The organism is Myroides marinus (genome assembly GCF_900109075.1).
GTDB lineage: Bacteria > Bacteroidota > Bacteroidia > Flavobacteriales > Flavobacteriaceae > Flavobacterium > Flavobacterium marinum_A.
In genome coordinates, this window is sequence record NZ_FNYS01000010.1 from 47,593 (window position 1) to 67,482 (window position 19,890).

The window sequence follows — 19,890 nt, forward strand, 5'->3', positions numbered from 1 at the left end:
GCTCATTTTACCTCTAACAAAGGTCTACGTTTAATAATGCAGAATATATGACATTTATCATAAAAAATCACTATCTTTGTGCAGTTATTTTAACAAAATCTACGTGGTTATGGGCAGATGTGAACAGTGTATAATTAGAGAGTTTAGTTCTTTAAAAGCTCTAACAAGAGAAGAACTTTTAACAATTTCTGAAACTAAGACGCATTTTATCGTAAAAAAAGGAGAAGTTCTCTTCAATGAAGGAGATAACCTTAATGGTGTGTATTGCATAAAAGATGGTTTCTGTAAGTTAACTAAGTTAAACTCTAATGGTAAAGACACTATCGTTAAACTTGCCAAAAACGGAGATTTACTAGGACAACGCTCTATCATTAACGAAGAGACATCAAACCTTACTGCTACAGCTATTGAAGATATGCAAATCTGTTTTATTCCTAAAAAGGAAATGATGGATTACTTCACAGACAATAACAAATTCTCATTACTAGTAACTAGAGATATCTGTAATCACTTAAAAGATGCAGATAAAGGTTTAGCTGATCATACTCATAAGACAGTAAAAGAAAGACTTGCTATAATTCTACTTAAATTAGAAGAAGTAGGTGGTATCAATCCTGAGAACAACGCTTTAAATATCCAACTTTCTAGAGAAGATCTAGCTAATATGGTAGGTACTGCTACAGAGAGTTGTATCCGTTTATTATCTGAACTTAAGAAAGATGGTATCATTGAATTATCAGGAAAGAAAATTATCTTAAAAGATAAAAATGAGCTAAAGAATCTTGCTCAATAATCTTATCTATTCATTAACACATCTTTTTGTCATTTAAACTTAGATATCATTATTTAATATTATAAAATAATGTATTTTCGCAACATGATGAATGAAAAAAACATAGAGCAACTTCAATCTATTTTAAGTTCTCCTAAAAAAATAAGTATTATACCTCATAGAAATCCTGATGGAGATGCTATAGGTTCTACACTAGGTTTATACCATGTTCTAAAGTCTCTAGGACATGAAGCATATGTAATATCTCCTAATGATTTCCCTCACTTCTTAGCTTGGATGCCAGCTAGTGAAGACATTATAATATTTGACAAAAAAAGAGATTATGCTACTCAACTCTTATCTAGTAGTGACTATATCTTTACTCTAGATTTTAATATTCTATTGAGAACAGGTGATGACATGGAGAAGGTTCTCGAAAAGATGAAAGCTCCTTTTGTCATGATAGACCATCATCAGATGCCTGGTAACTATGCTGAATTAACGTTCTCCAACCCTGAATTTGGTTCTACTTGTGAACTGCTATACACTATCTTAGATAAAGCAAATCTTACTGATAAAATTAGTAAAGAAGCTGCTACTTGTATCTACACAGGTATTGTTACTGATTCAGGTTCATTCAGATTCCCAAAAACAAATGCAAACACACATAGAGTTGTTGCAAATCTTATTGATAAGGGAATAGAAAATCCAGAAATCCACAACGCTTTATTTGACAACAGTAATTACAATAGACTACAATTACTAGGTAGAGCATTACAAAATATGGTTATTTTACCAGAATATAACACTTCTTATATCTTCCTAACAGATAAAGAACTTAATGAGTTCCAACATCAAAAAGGAGATACAGAAGGATTCGTTAACTATGGACTATCTATTAAAGGTGTTGATTTAACCTTCTTCTTTATTGAACGTAAAGACGAAGGTATTGTCAAGATTTCTTTGAGATCGCAAGGTAATATGGATGTCAATCTATTAGCACGTAAATATTTCGAAGGAGGAGGTCACGTCAATGCTGCTGGAGGAAAGTCTACTCTTTCTCTAAACGATACAATAACAAGATTTGTTGATATAATCAAAAAGCACAAACAAGAGTTCTATGTATAAATTTATTCAGTTTCTAAGTTTAGCCGCTATGGCTATCATTGCCGTTAGTTGTAATAATAACAACGAAGTAAGAAAACCTATTTCTAAATCAAAAGAAAGCGTAATTCACAGTTCTGCTTTAAAAAACATGGAAATGGTACAAAGCGAAGAAGAGCTTATTTCTAAATATATAGAAACTGATAAAGAACACACCTATATCAATTCTAAGAATGGCTTTTGGTATACGTACCAAGAAAGAAAAGTACACGACTCTATTAGACCATTAGAAGGCAATACCGTTATGTACACTTATGAGATTAGTACACTTCAAGATAGTATACTGTATTCTAAAAATGACATAGGAGTACTATCATATATCGTGGATAAAGAAGACATTCTTCCTGTATTAAGACATACTATTAAACTAATGAAGAACAATGAATCAATAAAAGTTGTTTCACCATCAACATTAGCTTATAGCTACTTAGGAGATAAAAATAAAATAGACAAAAACCAACCAATAATAATTACTGTAGATTTAAAATCAATAGATAGAAATAACTAAATAATATGAAAAAAATGACAAGTTTAATATTAAGTGTTGTTGCACTAGTTACATCATGTGCTTCACCTAAATCTGATTTACCAGACGGATTATACGCAGATATCAAAACATCTAAAGGTAACATCATCATCGAATTGGAATACCAAAAAGCTCCAGTTACTGTAGCTAACTTTGTTTCATTAGCAGAAGGAAACAACCCATTCGTAGATAAGCAATACAAAGACAAACCTTACTACGATGGATTAACATTCCACCGTGTAGAGAACAACTTTGTAATTCAAGGTGGTGACCCTACAGGTTCAGGTTCAGGTGGTCCTGGATACGTATTTAAAGATGAGTTTGATCCAAGTCTTAGACATGACAAAGCAGGTACTTTATCTATGGCTAACAGTGGACCATTCACTAACGGAAGTCAATTCTTTATCACACATAAAGCAACACCTCACTTAGATGGAGGACACTCAGTTTTCGGATACACTGTTAAAGGTTTAGATATTGTAAATACTATCGAACGAGGTGATAAAATGGAGTCAGTTAAAATCATCAGAATCGGTAAAGATGCTAAGAAATTTAACGCTGTAAAAGTATTCAAACAATACTTTGAAGAAGCAGACAAAACGAAAAAAGACCTACAAGAGAAGGTAGAAAAAGCACAAAAAGAATACGCTGATAAATTCGCTGAATTAAAAGCTAAAGCTACTAAAACACATTCTGGATTATCTTATGTTATCACGAATGATGCACAAGGTAAAAAACCAAACGTGGGTCAAGAAGTAATGATTGACTACGCAGGTTTCTTTGAGAATGGATTAATGTTTGATTCAAGCAATGAAGAATTATCAAAAACATTTGGAACATTTGACCAAAGAAGAGCTGATGCTGAACAATATATTCCAATTCCTTTCAAATATGGAACTAAAACTGGCCTAATACCAGGGTTTATTGAAGGAATTGAACAAATGAAAATAGGAGATAAAGCGATTATCTTTATCCCTGCTCATTTAGCATATGGAGAGCGTGGTGCAGGAGGAGTAATTCCACCTAACACAGATCTAGTATTCGAATTAGAAATGAAATAGTTATAATAATATATAACAACAAAAAAAGGGTTGAAACGCTTCGTTTCAACCCTTTTTTTGTTGTATTCCAAAATCAACAACCTTGCTTAAGTCAATCGTTTTCTCTATTCTAAAAAATCACTTTAAAACAATAACATTTAAACCAAGATTAAATATCACTGTGATACACTGTATGATATAATAACCAATACCAATAAAACCACCAATAGATATCCTGCAGAGAAAACAAACATTAAAAAGCAATAATATTAGCTTTTAAGCAACTATAAAATGTTTTACAACTCAATATATATAAAACAAAAAAAGACGTGCTTAAAACACATCTTTTTTTAATTATATGAATTTTTATATTCTTATGCTTCAGCTACTTCTTCAGCTGGTTGCTCTTGTTGAGGCAAATCTGCTCTTGTTAAGAACGTCATTACTTCAGAGTCAATCTCAAAAATAGTCTTTTTGAACAATTCGAAAGCTTCAAACTTATAGATCAATAGAGGGTCTTTTTGTTCGTGTACAGCTAACTGTACAGATTGTTTTAACTCATCCATTTTTCTCAAGTGTTTCTTCCAAGCTTCATCTAAGATTGTCAATGTAATGTTTTTCTCAAAATCATTAATTAATGACATCCCTTGACTAGCGTAAGCTTCTTCTAAGTTAGTAACAATATTGATTGTTTTAACACCATCTGTAAAAGGAACTACGATACGCTCAAACTGACCACCGTTATTCTCATAAACATTTTTAATCACCTTAAATGCTTCAGCTGCACTACGCGCACATTTCTCTGTATAAGCATTAAATACGATTTCGTATTGTTTATTTGCTAAAGTCACTATATCACCTTTTGCAAACTCTTCCTCGCTTACCACATTATTAGTACCGAAGTTACGGATGATATCAAACTCAAAGTTTTTATAGTCACTAGCTAACTTATTAGTCTCGATGATACGCTCACATAAATCAAACATCATATTTGCGATATCCACTTTAAGACGCTCTCCAAATAACGCGTGTTTTCTACGTTTATAGATTACCTCACGTTGAGCATTCATAACGTCATCATACTCTAATAAACGTTTACGAATACCATAGTTGTTCTCTTCAACTTTCTTCTGAGCTCTTTCGATAGATTTAGTCATCATAGAGTGTTGGATAACTTCTCCATCTTCTAATCCCATTCTATCCATCAACTTAGCTACACGATCAGATCCAAATAAACGCATTAAGTTATCCTCTAAAGACACATAGAACTGTGAACTTCCTGGATCTCCTTGACGTCCTGCACGACCTCTTAACTGACGGTCAACACGACGTGAATCATGGCGCTCTGTACCGATAATAGCTAAACCACCTAAGTCTTTAACCTCTTGTGATAATTTAATATCCGTACCACGACCAGCCATATTCGTAGCGATAGTTACAATACCTGATTGACCTGCCTCTTCTACGATTTGTGCCTCTTGTTTGTGTAACTTAGCATTCAACACATTGTGTCTAATACCACGCATTTTTAAAGATCTACTCAGTAATTCAGAAATCTCAACTGAAGTAGTACCAATCAATACTGGACGACCAGCATTTGACAATTCTACTACATCTTCGATTACCGCTTTAAATTTCTCACGAACTGAACGATAAATCTTATCTTCTCTATCATGACGAGCTATTCCTCTATTCGTAGGAATCTCTACTACGTCTAATTTATAAATTTGTAAGAACTCACCAGCCTCTGTAATAGCAGTACCAGTCATACCTCCTAGTTTATTATACATACGGAAGTAGTTCTGTAATGTAATTGTAGCAAACGTTTGAGTAGCTGCTTCAATTTTTACATTTTCTTTTGCCTCGATAGCTTGGTGTAATCCGTCAGAGTAACGACGACCATCCATGATACGTCCTGTTTGCTCATCCACGATCATAATCTTGTTATCCATAACTACATACTCTGTATCTTTTTCAAACAAAGTATAAGCTTTTAATAACTGACTTAATGTATGAATACGCTCACTCTTAACTCCGAAGTCTTGGAACAATAATTCTTTTGCCTCAGCCTCTTCATCTTTAGATAAGTTTTGTGCTTCAATCTTAGCAATCTCTACACCGATATCTGGAAGTACGAAGAAGTTTTGGTCTGTATCTTTTGATAGATATTGAATACCTAAGTCAGTTAATTGTACTTGATTATTTTTCTCTTCGATTACGAAGTATAAAGCCTCATCTACTTTATGCATTTCTCTATTGTTGTCTTGCATATAGTAGTTCTCAGTTTTTTGAAGTAATTGTTTTACTCCTTCTTCACTTAAGAACTTAATTAAAGCTTTATTCTTAGGTAAACTTCTGTATGCTCTAAACAATAAGAATCCACCTTCTTTAGTATTTCCTTCACGAATTAATTTTTTAGCATCAGCTAAGAAACCATTCGCTAGCTTTCTTTGCATTTCTACTAATCCAGCTACTTCAGGTTTTAATTCATTAAACTCATGACGATCTCCTTGAGGTACAGGACCAGAAATAATCAATGGCGTTCTAGCATCATCGATCAATACTGAATCCACCTCATCCACGATTGCGAAGTTGTGTTTTCTTTGTACTAATTCTTCTGGGCTGTGAGCCATATTATCACGTAAGTAGTCAAAACCAAATTCGTTATTTGTACCATACGTAATATCTGCTGCATATGCAGCTCTTCTTCCTGCAGAGTTAGGTTGGTGATTATCGATACAATCAACAGTCATACCGTGGAACTCAAACAATGGAGCTTTCCATTGACTATCACGTTTTGCTAAGTAGTCATTCACTGTTACTAAGTGAACTCCATTACCTGTCAATGCGTTTAAGTACAATGGTGAAGTTGCTACTAACGTTTTACCTTCCCCTGTGTGCATCTCAGCAATTTTACCTTGGTGCAACACGATACCACCGATTAACTGTACATCATAGTGAATCATATCCCAAGTAACCTGTTTACCTGCAGCTGACCATGTATTAGCCCAATGAGCTTGATCACCTACGATAGTAACGTAAGGTTTAGACTCAGCGAAGATTCTATCTTGTTCTGTAGCCGTAACTACAACAGTTTCGTTCTCTTTAAATCGACGAGCAGTCTCTTTTACTACAGCGAATGCCTCTGGTAAAATATCCATTAAGCATTTCTCTGAATTAGTATAAGCCTCTTTCTCTAAGCTGTCAATGCTAGCATAGATAGACTCTCTTTTATCGATATCTTGAGTTTTTTCAATCTCTTCTTTGTACGAAGCAATCTTAGCATCTTGATCTGCTCTTGATTGTTGTATTTTTTCTTTAAAGAAGATTGTCTTTGCTCTTAATTCATCATTTGAAAGGCTACCTAAAGCACCTTCATATGTTTTTATTTTCTCAATTAAAGGCTTAATTGCTTTGATATCTCTCTCTGATTTATCTCCGACAAAAACCTTTAATATACTGTTTATGATACTCATAAATTTATGTGGTTTATTTTTTTATTACTGTCAAATCGTAAAGCTAAATAAAAAAAAAGCCTGTTTAGAGGCTTTTTTATTTATATCTTAATACTCATCCTCGTTCCAAAGGTAATCTTCGTCAGTAGGATAGTCTGGCCAAATCTCTTCCATTGATTCATAGATCTCCCCTTCGTCTTCGATAGACTGTAGGTTTTCTACTACCTCTAGAGGAGCACCTGTTCTAATTGCATAATCAATAAGTTCATCCTTCGTCGCAGGCCATGGAGCATCACTTAGATAAGATGCTAATTCTAATGTCCAATACATCTCTAATCGTTTTAAATTTTTAATGCAAAAATAATTTTTATTATGAAATTATCAAGCTTTTTTTTATTTATTTCAGCTGTTTTCAAGAACGTAGCTCTCCAAAATCTATAGATTTTAAGAAAAATAACATTTTTTACTCGTCTTTTCTTGGAATCCACTTCACTTCTTCAGCGTTCAAATCAAAAGTCAACTTTCGTGCCAACACAAATAAGTAGTCAGAAAGTCGGTTTAAATACTTCAAAACTGACTCATCTACTGCTTCTGTTTCATTTAAGCTTACTGACAGACGCTCTGCTCTACGACATACACATCTCGCTATATGACAATATGACACAGTAGTATGCCCTCCAGGTAAAACGAAGTGTGTCATCTGAGGCAGAGACTCTTCCATTCTATCTATTTCATTTTCTAGCAGCTCAATATCAGCTACGCTAATCTTCGGAATGTTCAATCTCTCTTTCCCATTCTTTAAAATAGCCTTCTCTGGATCGGTTGCTAATATAGCCCCAACTGTAAATAATCTATCTTGAATCTCTATCAGTACATTCTTATACAACTGATTCATCTCCTGATCGCGAATTAAACCAATATAAGAGTTTAATTCATCTACAGTTCCATAACTTTCTATTCTAATATGATGTTTAGGAACACGTGTTCCTCCAAATAATGCGGTAGTTCCCTTATCTCCTGTTTTAGTATATACTTTCATAAAGTGTAGTCATTAGTTATAACAAGACCACAAAATACAACAAAATACCAAGCAAAAACAGTTGGGCTATTTAATTCTTATATCGCTTTCGATCACACCATCTCTCAACCTAATGATACGATGAGCATGTTCTGCAATATCTTCTTCGTGAGTTACTAGAATAACAGTATTTCCATTAGCATGTATTTCATCAAACAAATGCATAATCTCAATCGAAGTTTTAGTATCTAAGTTACCCGTAGGTTCATCTGCTAAAATAATAGCAGGTCTATTCACTAATGCTCTAGCTACAGCAACACGCTGGCGTTGTCCACCAGAGAGCTGATTAGGGTGGTGATCCATACGATCACTTAACCCCACTTGGTCTAGTACTTCTTTAGCACGTTCATCTCTTTCTGATTTAGAATTTCCAGCATAAACCATAGGCAATGCTACATTGTCTAAAGCAGTAGTACGAGGAAGTAAATTAAAGGTTTGAAATACAAATCCGATACTCTTATTTCTAATTTCTGCCAATTGATCGTCCTTTAATGCACTCACATCCTTTCCATCTAAGAAATAAGCACCCGAAGTAGGTGTATCTAAGCAGCCTAGAATATTCATTAGAGTAGACTTACCACTACCAGATGGCCCCATCAGTGCCACATAGTCTCCTTTTTCTATTTCTAAATTAACTCCTTTCAGCACGTGTACTGTCTCAGATCCCAATTTAAAATCGCGTTTTATTTCTCTAACTTCTATAATATTCTCAGCCATAACTAGACAGTTTATTAAAAAATACACATTGACCTAAACCAATTTTCCACAATTGCCAATACTTAAATTAGTTGGCCTCCTATACAATCTTGTTTTAAGTCAAAGACTTTTCTAAGGTAAGTAAAAATATCAGAAATAAACCACTCTAACAGATTAATGAAATAACATAGAAGACATTCTAAGTACAAAATGTTGTTTTAACTGCTCTGTTCTCACAAAAGCGACTCCGAAATAATAAAAGTCAATAGTAGCTGTAAAGCGATCATCATTGACAATCTCTTGCCAATAAGCTTCCACAGAAGCTACCTCCACTCTCCTATCTATAACTAGAATACTATCATTATGCATAGCAGCATACACTTTAGTCAAATCTGGCAGACTTTCTCCTTTTCCAACACCAATCATATCACATTGACCAGATATTGTCTTAAAATCAATTGTATTAGACAGAGAAGAAGTATAATCACCATATACACCCACAGTTTTTGGAGCGTAGTAAGCCTCGATACGAGAAACAAAGGCATTCTTAACAGACATTCCTTTCCATCTACTATCTTTAGGATAGAGCCCTTTCATCAATAAATTAAAGATAAATGGAGAATGCACCCCATGCTCATTACTCGATCTCCACCAAAACTTAAAATAGCTCTCTTTCTTTGTCATTGCTGAATTATAAATAAGAAGTTTCTAACAAAAATAGGTATAAATAAAAAAAGCTTCTCAAATGAGAAGCTTTTTTGTGACCGAGACAGGATTCAAACCTGTAACCTTCTGAGCCGTAATCAGATGCGCTATTCAGTTGCGCCACTCGGCCTTGTACCTTATTTATTTTGTCAAAACTTTAATTTCTTAAAGTTTAGTGACCACGGCAGGATTCAAACCTGCAACCTTCTGAGCCGTAATCAGATGCGCTATTCAGTTGCGCCACGTGGCCTATTGCGTTATTGCGAGTGCAAATATAGGACGTTATTCCGTAAATACAAACTCTAGAAAGGAAAAATATAATTATTTTTTTTTACCTGTTTTTTAAAACACTTATTACTAAATATTTAAACAGTAAAGATTTTTAAATTTTAACATTCCTTTTTTTCGCTTTTATTCGTATCCATTGAATTCATTAGTATATCACAGAGTCTTTACTTCTAAAATTTCCCTGTAGGTGGAAAGAAATACAAGTATAAAACAGCTGTAATTATAAAAATCATCAAAATAAAATAGAACGAATTACCAGTAAAGAGACCAAAAACTAGAAAAAGTATAGTAGCTACTGCTCCTGCAAAAAGAAAATTAAAACTCTGCTTATCTATAAAATCATCATCCCACTCCTCCTCTTCTTCTTGCAATGCCTTTTCTTTCTCCCTTTTATATTGCAAATATTCCTCCTTAGTATCAAAACTCTTGATGCTAAAAAACTTTCTTGCTATCATAAAAACAACAAAAGCAACTACAATAAAAATCGTTACTTCATACATACCCCATTATTTTTTAACTTCTAACAATCTCTATTCTTACCCTTTACCCATTCATAAAGAGTACTCAAAGAAACAACTTTTGTTTTATTTGCAAAACTCTTACACTACTTTTTTATATTTTACTACTACAGCCAATTCGTTAAAAACTACTAGATACACCCTATAACTAATACTTAATCAAGCCATACAGAGTGTCATCAAAAAAAAAGAGAACATTCATACATAATGAATGTCCTCTTTCTCAATATACATACAGGTTATTTTACTTGCTTAATGTTTTTAATACCTCATCGTTATTTGCAGTATTTTTCACATTTCCGATTATAGATGTCATTGCCTCTACAGAGTTCATATCATCTATATACTGTCTTACCATTAATGCGCGTTTAAGTTCCCACTCATTTAATAGTAAATCATCTCTACGAGTACTAGAAGAAGTAATATCGATAGCAGGGAAGATACGTTTATTAGCCAATTTACGATCTAACTGTAACTCCATATTACCCGTTCCTTTAAACTCTTCGAAGATTACCTCATCCATCTTAGATCCAGTATCTACTAACGCAGTAGCGATAATACTTAATGAACCTCCATTCTCTATATTACGTGCAGCTCCGAAGAAGCGCTTTGGTTTTTGTAGAGCATTAGCATCTACCCCTCCACTTAACACCTTACCAGAAGCTGGCTGTACCGTATTATATGCTCTAGCTAGACGAGTAATAGAGTCTAATAAGATCACTACATCATGACCACACTCTACTAATCTCTTCGCTTTCTCTAAAACGATATTAGCCACTTTTACGTGTCTTTCTGCTGGCTCATCGAATGTAGATGCGATAACCTCAGCATTTACACTTCGTTGCATATCTGTAACCTCCTCTGGACGCTCATCGATAAGTAATACGATTAAGTAAGCCTCAGGATGATTAGCAGCAATAGCATTAGCCACATCTTTTAATAACATCGTCTTACCAGTCTTAGGTTGTGCTACGATCATACCACGTTGACCTTTACCGATAGGAGCGAACATATCCATTAAACGCGTAGAGATAGTACTACTCTTAGCGTCTAAGTTAAACTTCTCATTAGGGAATAGCGGAGTTAAGTGCTCGAAAGACACTCTATCTCTCACCGCTTGTGGATCATGTCCATTGATCTTTAATACTTTCACTAAAGGGAAGAACTTCTCTCCTTCTTTAGGAGGACGCACCACACCTTTTACAGTATCTCCAGTTTTAAGACCAAATAATCTAATCTGTGATTGAGATAAATAAATATCATCAGGAGAAGATAAATAGTTATAATCCGCAGAACGCAAGAATCCATATCCATCAGGCATCATCTCTAATACCCCTTCACTCTCTATAATACCATCAAATTCATAATCAGGTTCTCTGAAGTTATTTTTTTTGTTGTTATTATTCTTGTTCTGTTGATTGTTATTTTGCTGATTATTATTCTTTCTAGCTTCCCCTTCATTAGGTGTGGCATTAGTATTATCAGCTATAGGAGCTTCTTCTTTAGTTACATCACTTTCTAGTACAGGTATACTAGTTTCAGTCGAAGCATTTGTATTCTTTTGTTGAGATTGTTGTTGACGAGATTTAAAATCGCGCTTTTGACCATCGCGACGATTATTATTATCACCTTGTTGTTTCTTTTTGAAATCTCTTCGGTTCTCGTTATTATTATTTGTTCTAGACTCAGTCTGCTCACCTACATTTTCTTTCTTCTGTGCTTGATTCTGTCCAGTTTCTTTATTTTGTTCTACCGCTTTAGGTTGAGGCTTTTCTGATAAAATGCGAGAAACTTGTTCTACTTTGCTCTCTACCTTACCTTCTTCTTCCCCAGCTTTATTAACTCTAGGTCTTTTAGATTTCTCTACTAAAGCAGCTGTTTTCTCTTGTGCTGTTCTTTCTGTTTTTACATCATTCTTAGCAGGTTCTACAGCAGCTTTCTTAGCCACTGTCGGAGCTTTCTTTTCCTCTACTGGAGCTTTCTCTACAGCTTTAGCTTTTACAGGCGCCTTTTTTCCTTCTGCATTAGTCGATTTTTGATGTTCTAATATCTGCCCTATAAGTTCGTCCTTTTTCAAAGAAGCCACCTTAGCAATTTTTGCTTTCTTAGCAATCTCCTGAAGGTCAGAAACCTTCATTTTTTTTAGTTCGGAAATTTCAAACATATAAATGTTTATAGATTATAAAAATATTGAGTTGTGTAATTTTAAATAAGAATGGAAATTTAAAATAGAATTGCCGTATTATGAAGAACTTACGACAGTACTGATGCAATATTACGAATAAAATTTTATAAACAATAGGTTTTTATAAAAAAGAAACACTATTTTTGTGCTTCATACTTTTTATTAATTATGATACAAAGAATTCAAAGCATATACTTATTGTTAGTTTTTGTACTGATGGGGGCTCTATCTTTATTTATCCCACTTTGGACAAACGGACTAAATGAAAAAGTAATGGTAGGTAACTCTCCTATCGTTGCTATCTTATTCGGAGCATCAGCTGCTTTAAGTATTGTGAGTTTACTAGCTTATAAGAATAGACAACGTCAGTTCGTAATGAACAGACTTAATATGATATTAAACGTTATACTATTAGGATTATTTGTGTTTCGTACACTAACAGTATCTGGAGAAACTGCGGAAGCTATTTCTGAGAAAGGTATTGGGATGTTCCTCCCTATTATTTCTATCCTGTTGCTTGTCTTAGCAAACAGAGCCATTAAGAAGGATGAAGATCTCGTAAAATCTGTGGATCGTTTACGATAAACCTAACATCTTAGTTTATTAGTGCGTTAAAAAAGCCGAACCTATATGAGTTCGGCTTTTTTGTTTTTAGGCCATTCTATAACCTCCATATCTTTGATATTCCCATTATCTATCGTGAAACGAAGCATCGTTCTCACCTGGTGAAAACCACTAATACCAGCAGCTCCAGGATTTAGATGTAGTGTTCCCATCATCTGATCATACTGCACCTTTAGTATATGTGAGTGTCCACATATATAGATATTAGGTTTCTCTCTACTAATTCTATCCTTAACCACAGTCCTATACTTACCAGGATATCCACCGATATGGATCATATATACCTTCATCCCTTCGCAGTCAAAGATTAATTCTTCAGGAAATTCTAGTCTAGCCTCCGTACCATCTATATTACCATACACCCCTCTAAGTGGCTTGATCGCTTTTATAGTATCTGTAACTGTAAGATCTCCTATATCACCAGCATGCCATACCTCATCTGCCTGCCGTACATACTTAAGAATAGACTCGTCTATACATCCATGTGTATCTGACAATAACAATATTTTTTTCACTTGATCACTTTTTATAAAAAACAAAGCCTCCCAAAAGAGAGGCTTCTATTCTTCTATTTTGTATAAAACAAAATTAACTCTTCAATCGCATTCTGACAAACTGGACAAAACTCTGGATATTGATTTGTTTTCATTCTACAGTCTAGAGTACCTTTATATATCTTACGTCCCTCTAGTCCCTCATATGCTCCTAATGGATATTTTTTTGCTTCATTTAAAGGTGTTGGTACAGGAGTCCCTTTTTTCAACATTTTTTTCCACTTGCTATCAAAATCAACTAAAGTTGTAATATTCTGCTCCCAAGGTTCTGTCTGATTCGAAATTAAATCACTCAAAACATCATTAGGATAAAAATACTCATCTGCCAAACCTGCGAAGCTATGTCCAAACTCATGTACTACTACCGGTTTAAAGTCTTTATGTCCAGTAGTAGTCAAAGTATATGAATTATAAATACCCCCTCCTCCGTACACATCTGTATTCGCTAATATAATGATGTGCTCATAAGGAATACCTGCTAATACATCATGAAGTTTTTTAATTCTATTCGTAGTCAAATAACGCTCAGAATAAAAAGTATCAAAGTTAGACTCTACTGCTGTTTTTTTCCAATCTCCTTGACGAGGCACGCTAACACCTGTATCTTTAGAAGTACTCTGTACTGCGATAAAATTGAAATTATCAGCAAATTTATCAAAAGGTTTATGGGCTAATATTTGTTCTATAGACACCTTCACTGCATCCATAAATTTTCCCATCTCTGCATCTGTAAACCCTTCTGCTACGAATGCTACATTGATAGCCTTAGACGCATCTTTAGCCTTGTGCACATACTCGTGTTTAGTGACATCTTTAACTCCCTTAGTGTGGATTAGTATATCTTTAGGATCTACTTTATGGGTTAACTTATCCTTCTCCTTACCATCAGCGTCAAATAACACTAACTCTACTTTCACTTTATCTTTAGGAAATGGTACTAAAAACACATTCTCAAAACTCTTAGTGTGATCCTTAGCTTCATCAGTAGATAACCATTCCTGGAATAGCGTACTAAAGCTATTCGTATAAATTAAGGTATTAGTCTTCTCATCGAATACTCTTACTTGTCCATTGCCTTTAAGTGCATTCTCTCCTAGGTTATGAGTACGCCCAGCCCAAGTAGGCAAAGAAGCTAACTCATCTAGTAAAATAAATTGTCTATCGTTATTTCCTCCGAAAATATAATCAAGACGCAACGTTTTGTCTTCAAAATATTGATTAAAATCTTGTGCTTGTACTAAAGAGCTTACACACAAGCCTAGCATTACTAGTAATTTTTTCATTATTTATATAGTTAGGTTAATTGGTTAGTCATTGCGATTACTCACAAAGTGGTAAAAATAAACATAATTCTAAACTATTCATTTCTTTTAACGCTTGCACAGGTTCAAACTCCTACTTCCTTTTCAAAAAAAACAGATATACTTTTTTATTTTTAAGCCTAAAAAGCAGTTCAAGGTGCTTAAAAAAGTATTTTATATTACACTTTTTTTCAAAAAAAACTTGTTTACATCTATTTTGACTCAAAATACAAAAAAAAACAGTGTTCCATTTTTTAGCCTAAAAAACCACAAATCACTATATATCAACAACATAATAGAAATAATTAATTTGATCCCAAAATCTAATAGCCTACTAATGTCAATAAAAACGGGTACTCTAGCCACTTCCTTGGACAATTCATGGAGAATACCTCGAGTTTAGTTGACTAGAAACAACTTTTGTCGAACAATTGTCCTTTTATACTTCTCTTATTCTCCAACAAAGCGCATCTACAAGGCCTTTTGAATTATTATTACTTTTCGTCTAATAATAATTAGCTCAAAACTCAACAACAGCGCTATATCTCATCAGGGTGTAGTACAATATAGAAGTACTCATATCTCGATTACCAACTACTAGTATATAACTTCAAAAAGGTTTATTAAGATGAGCTCGCTAGCTTACTATCATTGATTGGGTTATATAAATACATTGATAGACATCCTAATTTTATAATAACATAAACTACCTAGTCGTGATTTTGAAGTATATTTGCTTTTTACAAAAAGAATAAACATTGAGATACTTTTTAGAATTCGCTTATAACGGAACAGATTATCACGGATGGCAACTACAGCCTGATGCCATAACAGTACAGGAGGTACTGACTAAGGCTATCAGTACACTACTGCGTACCCCTATAGAATTAGTAGGTGCAGGTAGAACAGATGCTGGAGTACATGCTAAGCAGATGTATGCCCATTTTGATTATGATCAGCCTTTTGATAAGAATTCTCTAGTACAGCGAATGAATTCTTTTTTACCTGAAGACATTGTTGTTTATGATATACATACAGTAGCTGATGATGCTCACGCACGTTTTGACGCTACTGCTCGTACTTATGAGTACCACATACACCAGTTTAAAGACGCATTCTGTAATGCGGGTAGCTACTACCACTTTAGACCTCTGAACATCGAACTTATGAATCAGGCAGCTCAAATCCTGTTTGAATACGAAGACTTCGAATGTTTCTCTAAGACACATACAGATGTATTTACATTTAACTGTACTATCTATAAGGCTCAGTGGGATGTATTACCTGGTAATAAACTCGTATTTACGGTATCTGCTAACAGATTCTTGCGAAATATGGTTAGAGCAATTGTTGGTACTTTAGTAAACGTAGGTCTAGAAAAAATAACACTAGATGACTTCAGACAAATAATAGAAAGTAAAGACAGAGGACAAGCGGGATTCTCTGTACCTGGAAAAGGTCTTTATTTAACTCAAGTTAGTTACCCTTACTTATGAAACGACTAAAATCACTATCACTACAAAAAATATTAGACTATGCTAAACCCTATAAAAGACGTTTTAATTGGGTAGTTGCATTCGCTATATCTCTTTCCATATTCGCTGCTATTCGCCCGTATATGCTAAAGATAACTGTAGATGAATATGTACAACCTCAAAACAAAACGGGGTTATTACTGTATATCGGATTAATGGGAATCGTACTTTTATTAGAAGTACTTTCTCAATTCTTCTTTACTTATTGGGCTAGTTGGCTAGGACAAGATATCGTCAAGGATATGCGTGAAAAACTATTTGATAAAATCATTAGTTTCAGAATGCGATACTTCGATAACGAGCCTGTGGGAAAACTAGTGACACGTGCTGTATCAGATATCGAGTCTATCGCTAGTATATTCAGTCAAGGATTATTTATGATCGTGAGTGACTTGCTAAAGATGTTCGTAGTACTGTGTATTATGTTCTATATGAACTGGAAGTTGAGCTGCATCGTACTAGTCGCTATGCCAATACTGTTATACGCTACTCGCGTATTCCAACAGCACATGAAAACAGCATTCCAAGAAGTACGTACGCAGATTTCTAACCTGAATACATTCGTACAGGAGAGATTGACAGGAATGAAGATTGTACAACTATTCGGTAGAGAAGAAATAGAATACGAAAAATTTAAAGAGATTAACCATAAGCACAATGTGGCTTGGTTAAAGAATATATTATACAACTCTATCTTCTTCCCTATCGCAGATATAGTGTCTTCTCTGACGCTTGGTTTTGTGATTTGGTATGGCGGAATGTCTATTGTACAGGGAGATAACCTGACTTCTTTTGGAGATTTATTCGCCTATACGATGTTAATCACAATGCTGTTTAACCCATTGAGACAAATCGCGGATAAGTTTAACGTGATGCAAATGGGAATAATCGCTGCTGAGCGTGTATTCGATGTATTAGAGACAGAAGAACAGATAGATGATAATGGGACTATCGTAGCTCCACAGTTTAAAGGAAAGATAGAGCTTAAAGATGTACACTTTAGTTATATCAAAGGAATTGAAATATTAAAAGGTATTAATCTAGATATCGAACCAGGTACTACTATTGCTATAGTGGGGAGTTCCGGTGCGGGTAAATCGACTATCATTAATCTATTGAATAGATTCTATGACATCAATAGTGGTTCTATCTGTATTGATGGTGTAGATATCAATGAATTTAAGCTAGCTACGCTACGCAAACAAGTGGCTGTGGTACTTCAAGATGTATTCTTATTTAGCGATACAATCTATAATAATATCACGCTAAACGATGAGAGTATCTCTAGAGAAACTGTAATTGAGGCTGCTAAGAAGATTGGTATTCACGACTTCATTATGCAGCTACCTGGTGGTTATGATTACAACGTAAAAGAGCGAGGAGTAATGCTATCATCTGGGCAACGCCAATTAATCGCATTCTTACGTGCTTATGTGAGTAATCCTAGTATCTTAATATTAGATGAGGCAACTTCTTCGATAGATACGCATTCTGAGGAATTACTACAAAAAGCAACTGATTATCTAACTAAAGATAGGACATCGATAATCATCGCTCACCGCCTAGCGACCATCGTAAATGCAGATCAAATCATCGTGATGGACAAGGGAAAAATAGTAGAAAAAGGTACGCATAAAGATCTTCTAGAAATCGCTGATGGATACTATAAGAATCTATATGAATCACAATTCAACAAAGAATTATAATATATAAATGCAGAAAGCGATAGACAGATGTTTATCGCTTTTTTTGTATACTGACTTAAACACCCGTCATACAAATGGGTTATTACAAAAATTTCAATCTTTTTTACTTCAATAATCATCGGTGCTTTTTTAAAAGATTATCAACAAAATCATTCTTTTGATAATAAATGTCATATTCGAATAGCTAAATAAGCCACACTCCTTGCAATTCTCTTAGTTACAGACTATCAACTTTTCGCATTGAAAGTTTCAATAACAGAAATAAATGATTATTTTCGTAGCATAAAATATAGAAATATATACATATATGAAATTCGATATTATTGTTTTAGGAAGTGGCCCTGGAGGTTACGTTACTGCGATTAGAGCTTCTCAATTAGGTTTTAAAGTTGCAGTTGTTGAAAAAGAAAATTTAGGAGGAATCTGCTTAAACTGGGGATGTATCCCAACTAAAGCTCTTCTTAAATCGGCACAGGTGTTTGAGTACCTTAAACACGCTTCTGACTACGGATTGACTATTAATGGTGATGTAGATAAAGATTTCAATGCTGTTATCGCACGTTCTCGTAGCGTAGCTGATGGAATGAGCAAAGGAGTTCAATTCTTAATGAAAAAGAATAAGATCGAGATTATCGATGGATTCGGAAAAGTTAAACCAGGTAAGAAAGTAGATGTTACTGACAAAGATGGTAAAGTAACTGAGCTTTCTGCTGATCATATTATCATCGCTACAGGTGCTCGTTCTAGAGAGTTACCTAACTTACCTCAAGATGGTAAAAAAGTAATCGGATACAGACAAGCATTAACATTACCTCAACAACCTAAGAAAATGATTGTTGTTGGTTCTGGTGCTATTGGAGTTGAGTTCGCTTACTTCTATAAATCAATGGGTACTGATGTAACTATTGTTGAGTTTATGCCAAATATCGTTCCTGTAGAGGATGAAGATATCTCTAAACAATTTGAGCGTTCTTTAAAGAAATATGGTATCAACATTATGACTAACTCTTCTGTAGAGCGTATCGATACTACAGGTGAAGGAGTAAAAGCTTATGTAAAAACAGCTAAAGGTGAAGAAGTATTAGAAGCTGACATCTTATTATCTGCTGTAGGTATCAAAACTAATATCGAGAACATCGGATTAGAAGAAGTAGGTATCGCGACAGATAGAGATAAAATCTTAGTTAATGACTTCTACCAAACTAACGTTCCTGGATACTATGCTATCGGTGACGTAGTACCTGGACAAGCTTTAGCTCACGTAGCTTCTGCTGAAGGTATCTTATGTGTTGAGAAAATCGCTGGACACCATGTAGAGCCATTAGATTACGGAAATATCCCAGGATGTACTTATGCTACTCCAGAGATCGCTTCTGTAGGTATGACTGAGAAAAAAGCGAAAGAGGCTGGATACGAAATCAAAGTTGGTAAGTTCCCATTCTCTGCTTCAGGTAAAGCAAAAGCTGCTGGTACTCCTGACGGATTCGTTAAAGTTATCTTTGATGCTAAATACGGTGAGTGGTTAGGATGCCATATGATCGGAGCTGGTGTTACTGATATGATCGCTGAGGCTGTAGTAGCTCGTAAATTAGAGACTACTGGATACGAAATCCTTAAAGCAGTTCACCCACACCCTACTATGAGTGAGGCTGTGATGGAAGCTGTAGCTGACGCTTACGGTGAAGTAATCCACTTATAAGAATTAGATTATTCTAAATATAAAATAGGCTACCAGAAGGTAGC

17 protein-coding genes and 2 tRNA genes are annotated in these 19,890 nt (G+C 34.5%); 8 read left to right on the forward strand and 11 right to left on the reverse strand.

What is annotated here, in order from left to right; all coding sequences use genetic code 11:
* Positions 1 to 109 precede the first annotated feature (109 nt).
* From BMX53_RS11305 to BMX53_RS11320, 4 genes are all read left to right on the forward strand, one after another.
* Entirely contained in the window at positions 110 to 793 is a 684-nt protein-coding gene (locus BMX53_RS11305; protein ID WP_038985976.1) for a Crp/Fnr family transcriptional regulator, read from the forward strand.
* 84 nt (positions 794 to 877) lie between these two features.
* The gene (locus BMX53_RS11310; RefSeq protein WP_074746411.1) at positions 878 to 1,900 is read left to right on the forward strand and encodes a DHH family phosphoesterase; all 1,023 of its coding nucleotides are present in this window, start codon (positions 878 to 880) and stop codon (positions 1,898 to 1,900) included.
* Positions 1,893 to 2,444: a gliding motility-associated peptidyl-prolyl isomerase GldI gene (gene gldI / locus BMX53_RS11315; RefSeq protein ID WP_038985974.1), complete on the forward strand. Its 552-nt coding sequence runs from the start codon at positions 1,893 to 1,895 to the stop codon at positions 2,442 to 2,444. Before BMX53_RS11310 ends, gldI begins: the two co-directional genes overlap by 8 nt.
* 5 nt (positions 2,445 to 2,449) lie before the next feature.
* Complete coding sequence (locus BMX53_RS11320) at positions 2,450 to 3,523, forward strand: peptidylprolyl isomerase (RefSeq protein WP_116355032.1); 1,074 nt, start codon at positions 2,450 to 2,452, stop codon at positions 3,521 to 3,523.
* Between the two features lie 353 nt (positions 3,524 to 3,876).
* On the opposite strand, the gene secA is transcribed toward BMX53_RS11320, so the two are convergent.
* The 9 genes from secA to rho form a co-directional block, all read right to left on the reverse strand.
* Positions 3,877 to 6,978: a preprotein translocase subunit SecA gene (gene secA / locus BMX53_RS11325; protein ID WP_074746413.1), complete on the reverse strand. Its 3,102-nt coding sequence runs from the start codon at positions 6,976 to 6,978 to the stop codon at positions 3,877 to 3,879.
* An 87-nt stretch (positions 6,979 to 7,065) separates the two neighbouring features.
* Positions 7,066 to 7,287, reverse strand: a complete 222-nt coding sequence (locus BMX53_RS11330; RefSeq protein ID WP_002986941.1) for a DUF2795 domain-containing protein — start codon at positions 7,285 to 7,287, stop codon at positions 7,066 to 7,068.
* A 133-nt stretch (positions 7,288 to 7,420) separates the two neighbouring features.
* Positions 7,421 to 7,996, reverse strand: coding sequence for a cob(I)yrinic acid a,c-diamide adenosyltransferase (locus BMX53_RS11335; RefSeq protein ID WP_063176616.1), 576 nt, complete (start codon positions 7,994 to 7,996; stop codon positions 7,421 to 7,423).
* Between the two features lie 66 nt (positions 7,997 to 8,062).
* Positions 8,063 to 8,752: an ABC transporter ATP-binding protein gene (locus BMX53_RS11340; protein WP_038985839.1), complete on the reverse strand. Its 690-nt coding sequence runs from the start codon at positions 8,750 to 8,752 to the stop codon at positions 8,063 to 8,065.
* 153 nt (positions 8,753 to 8,905) lie between these two features.
* Positions 8,906 to 9,415 carry a hypothetical protein gene (locus tag BMX53_RS11345; protein WP_038985838.1) on the reverse strand — a complete coding sequence of 170 codons (510 nt, stop codon included), beginning with the start codon at positions 9,413 to 9,415 and terminating at the stop codon, positions 8,906 to 8,908.
* Positions 9,416 to 9,492: 77 nt separating this feature from the next.
* Positions 9,493 to 9,566: transfer RNA gene (locus BMX53_RS11350), tRNA-Arg, on the reverse strand.
* Positions 9,567 to 9,612: 46 nt separating this feature from the next.
* A tRNA-Arg gene (locus tag BMX53_RS11355) sits at positions 9,613 to 9,686 on the reverse strand.
* A gap of 208 nt (positions 9,687 to 9,894) precedes the next feature.
* Positions 9,895 to 10,224, reverse strand: coding sequence for a hypothetical protein (locus BMX53_RS11360; RefSeq protein ID WP_038985837.1), 330 nt, complete (start codon positions 10,222 to 10,224; stop codon positions 9,895 to 9,897).
* A 262-nt stretch (positions 10,225 to 10,486) separates the two neighbouring features.
* A complete protein-coding gene (rho, locus tag BMX53_RS11365) occupies positions 10,487 to 12,406 on the reverse strand; it encodes a transcription termination factor Rho (RefSeq protein ID WP_074746415.1) in 1,920 nt (639 codons plus the stop codon).
* A 189-nt stretch (positions 12,407 to 12,595) separates the two neighbouring features.
* Between rho and BMX53_RS11370 the strand changes: the two genes are divergently transcribed.
* Positions 12,596 to 13,012, forward strand: coding sequence for a DUF4293 domain-containing protein (locus tag BMX53_RS11370; protein ID WP_038985835.1), 417 nt, complete (start codon positions 12,596 to 12,598; stop codon positions 13,010 to 13,012).
* Between the two features lie 41 nt (positions 13,013 to 13,053).
* On the opposite strand, the gene BMX53_RS11375 is transcribed toward BMX53_RS11370, so the two are convergent.
* A complete protein-coding gene (locus tag BMX53_RS11375; RefSeq protein WP_074746417.1) occupies positions 13,054 to 13,566 on the reverse strand; it encodes a metallophosphoesterase family protein in 513 nt (170 codons plus the stop codon).
* A 53-nt stretch (positions 13,567 to 13,619) separates the two neighbouring features.
* Positions 13,620 to 14,888 carry a M64 family metallopeptidase gene (locus BMX53_RS11380; RefSeq protein ID WP_074746419.1) on the reverse strand — a complete coding sequence of 423 codons (1,269 nt, stop codon included), beginning with the start codon at positions 14,886 to 14,888 and terminating at the stop codon, positions 13,620 to 13,622.
* A gap of 776 nt (positions 14,889 to 15,664) precedes the next feature.
* Here BMX53_RS11380 and truA point away from each other — a divergent pair.
* From truA to lpdA, 3 genes are all read left to right on the forward strand, one after another.
* Positions 15,665 to 16,402 (forward strand): tRNA pseudouridine(38-40) synthase TruA, encoded by a 738-nt coding sequence (gene truA, locus BMX53_RS11385; RefSeq protein ID WP_038985833.1) that lies wholly within the window; start codon positions 15,665 to 15,667, stop codon positions 16,400 to 16,402.
* A complete protein-coding gene (locus BMX53_RS11390) occupies positions 16,399 to 18,147 on the forward strand; it encodes an ABC transporter ATP-binding protein (protein WP_074746420.1) in 1,749 nt (582 codons plus the stop codon). Before truA ends, BMX53_RS11390 begins: the two co-directional genes overlap by 4 nt.
* A 307-nt stretch (positions 18,148 to 18,454) precedes the next feature.
* A complete protein-coding gene (gene lpdA, locus BMX53_RS11395) occupies positions 18,455 to 19,846 on the forward strand; it encodes a dihydrolipoyl dehydrogenase (RefSeq protein ID WP_074746422.1) in 1,392 nt (463 codons plus the stop codon).
* The last annotated feature ends 44 nt before the right edge of the window (positions 19,847 to 19,890 follow it).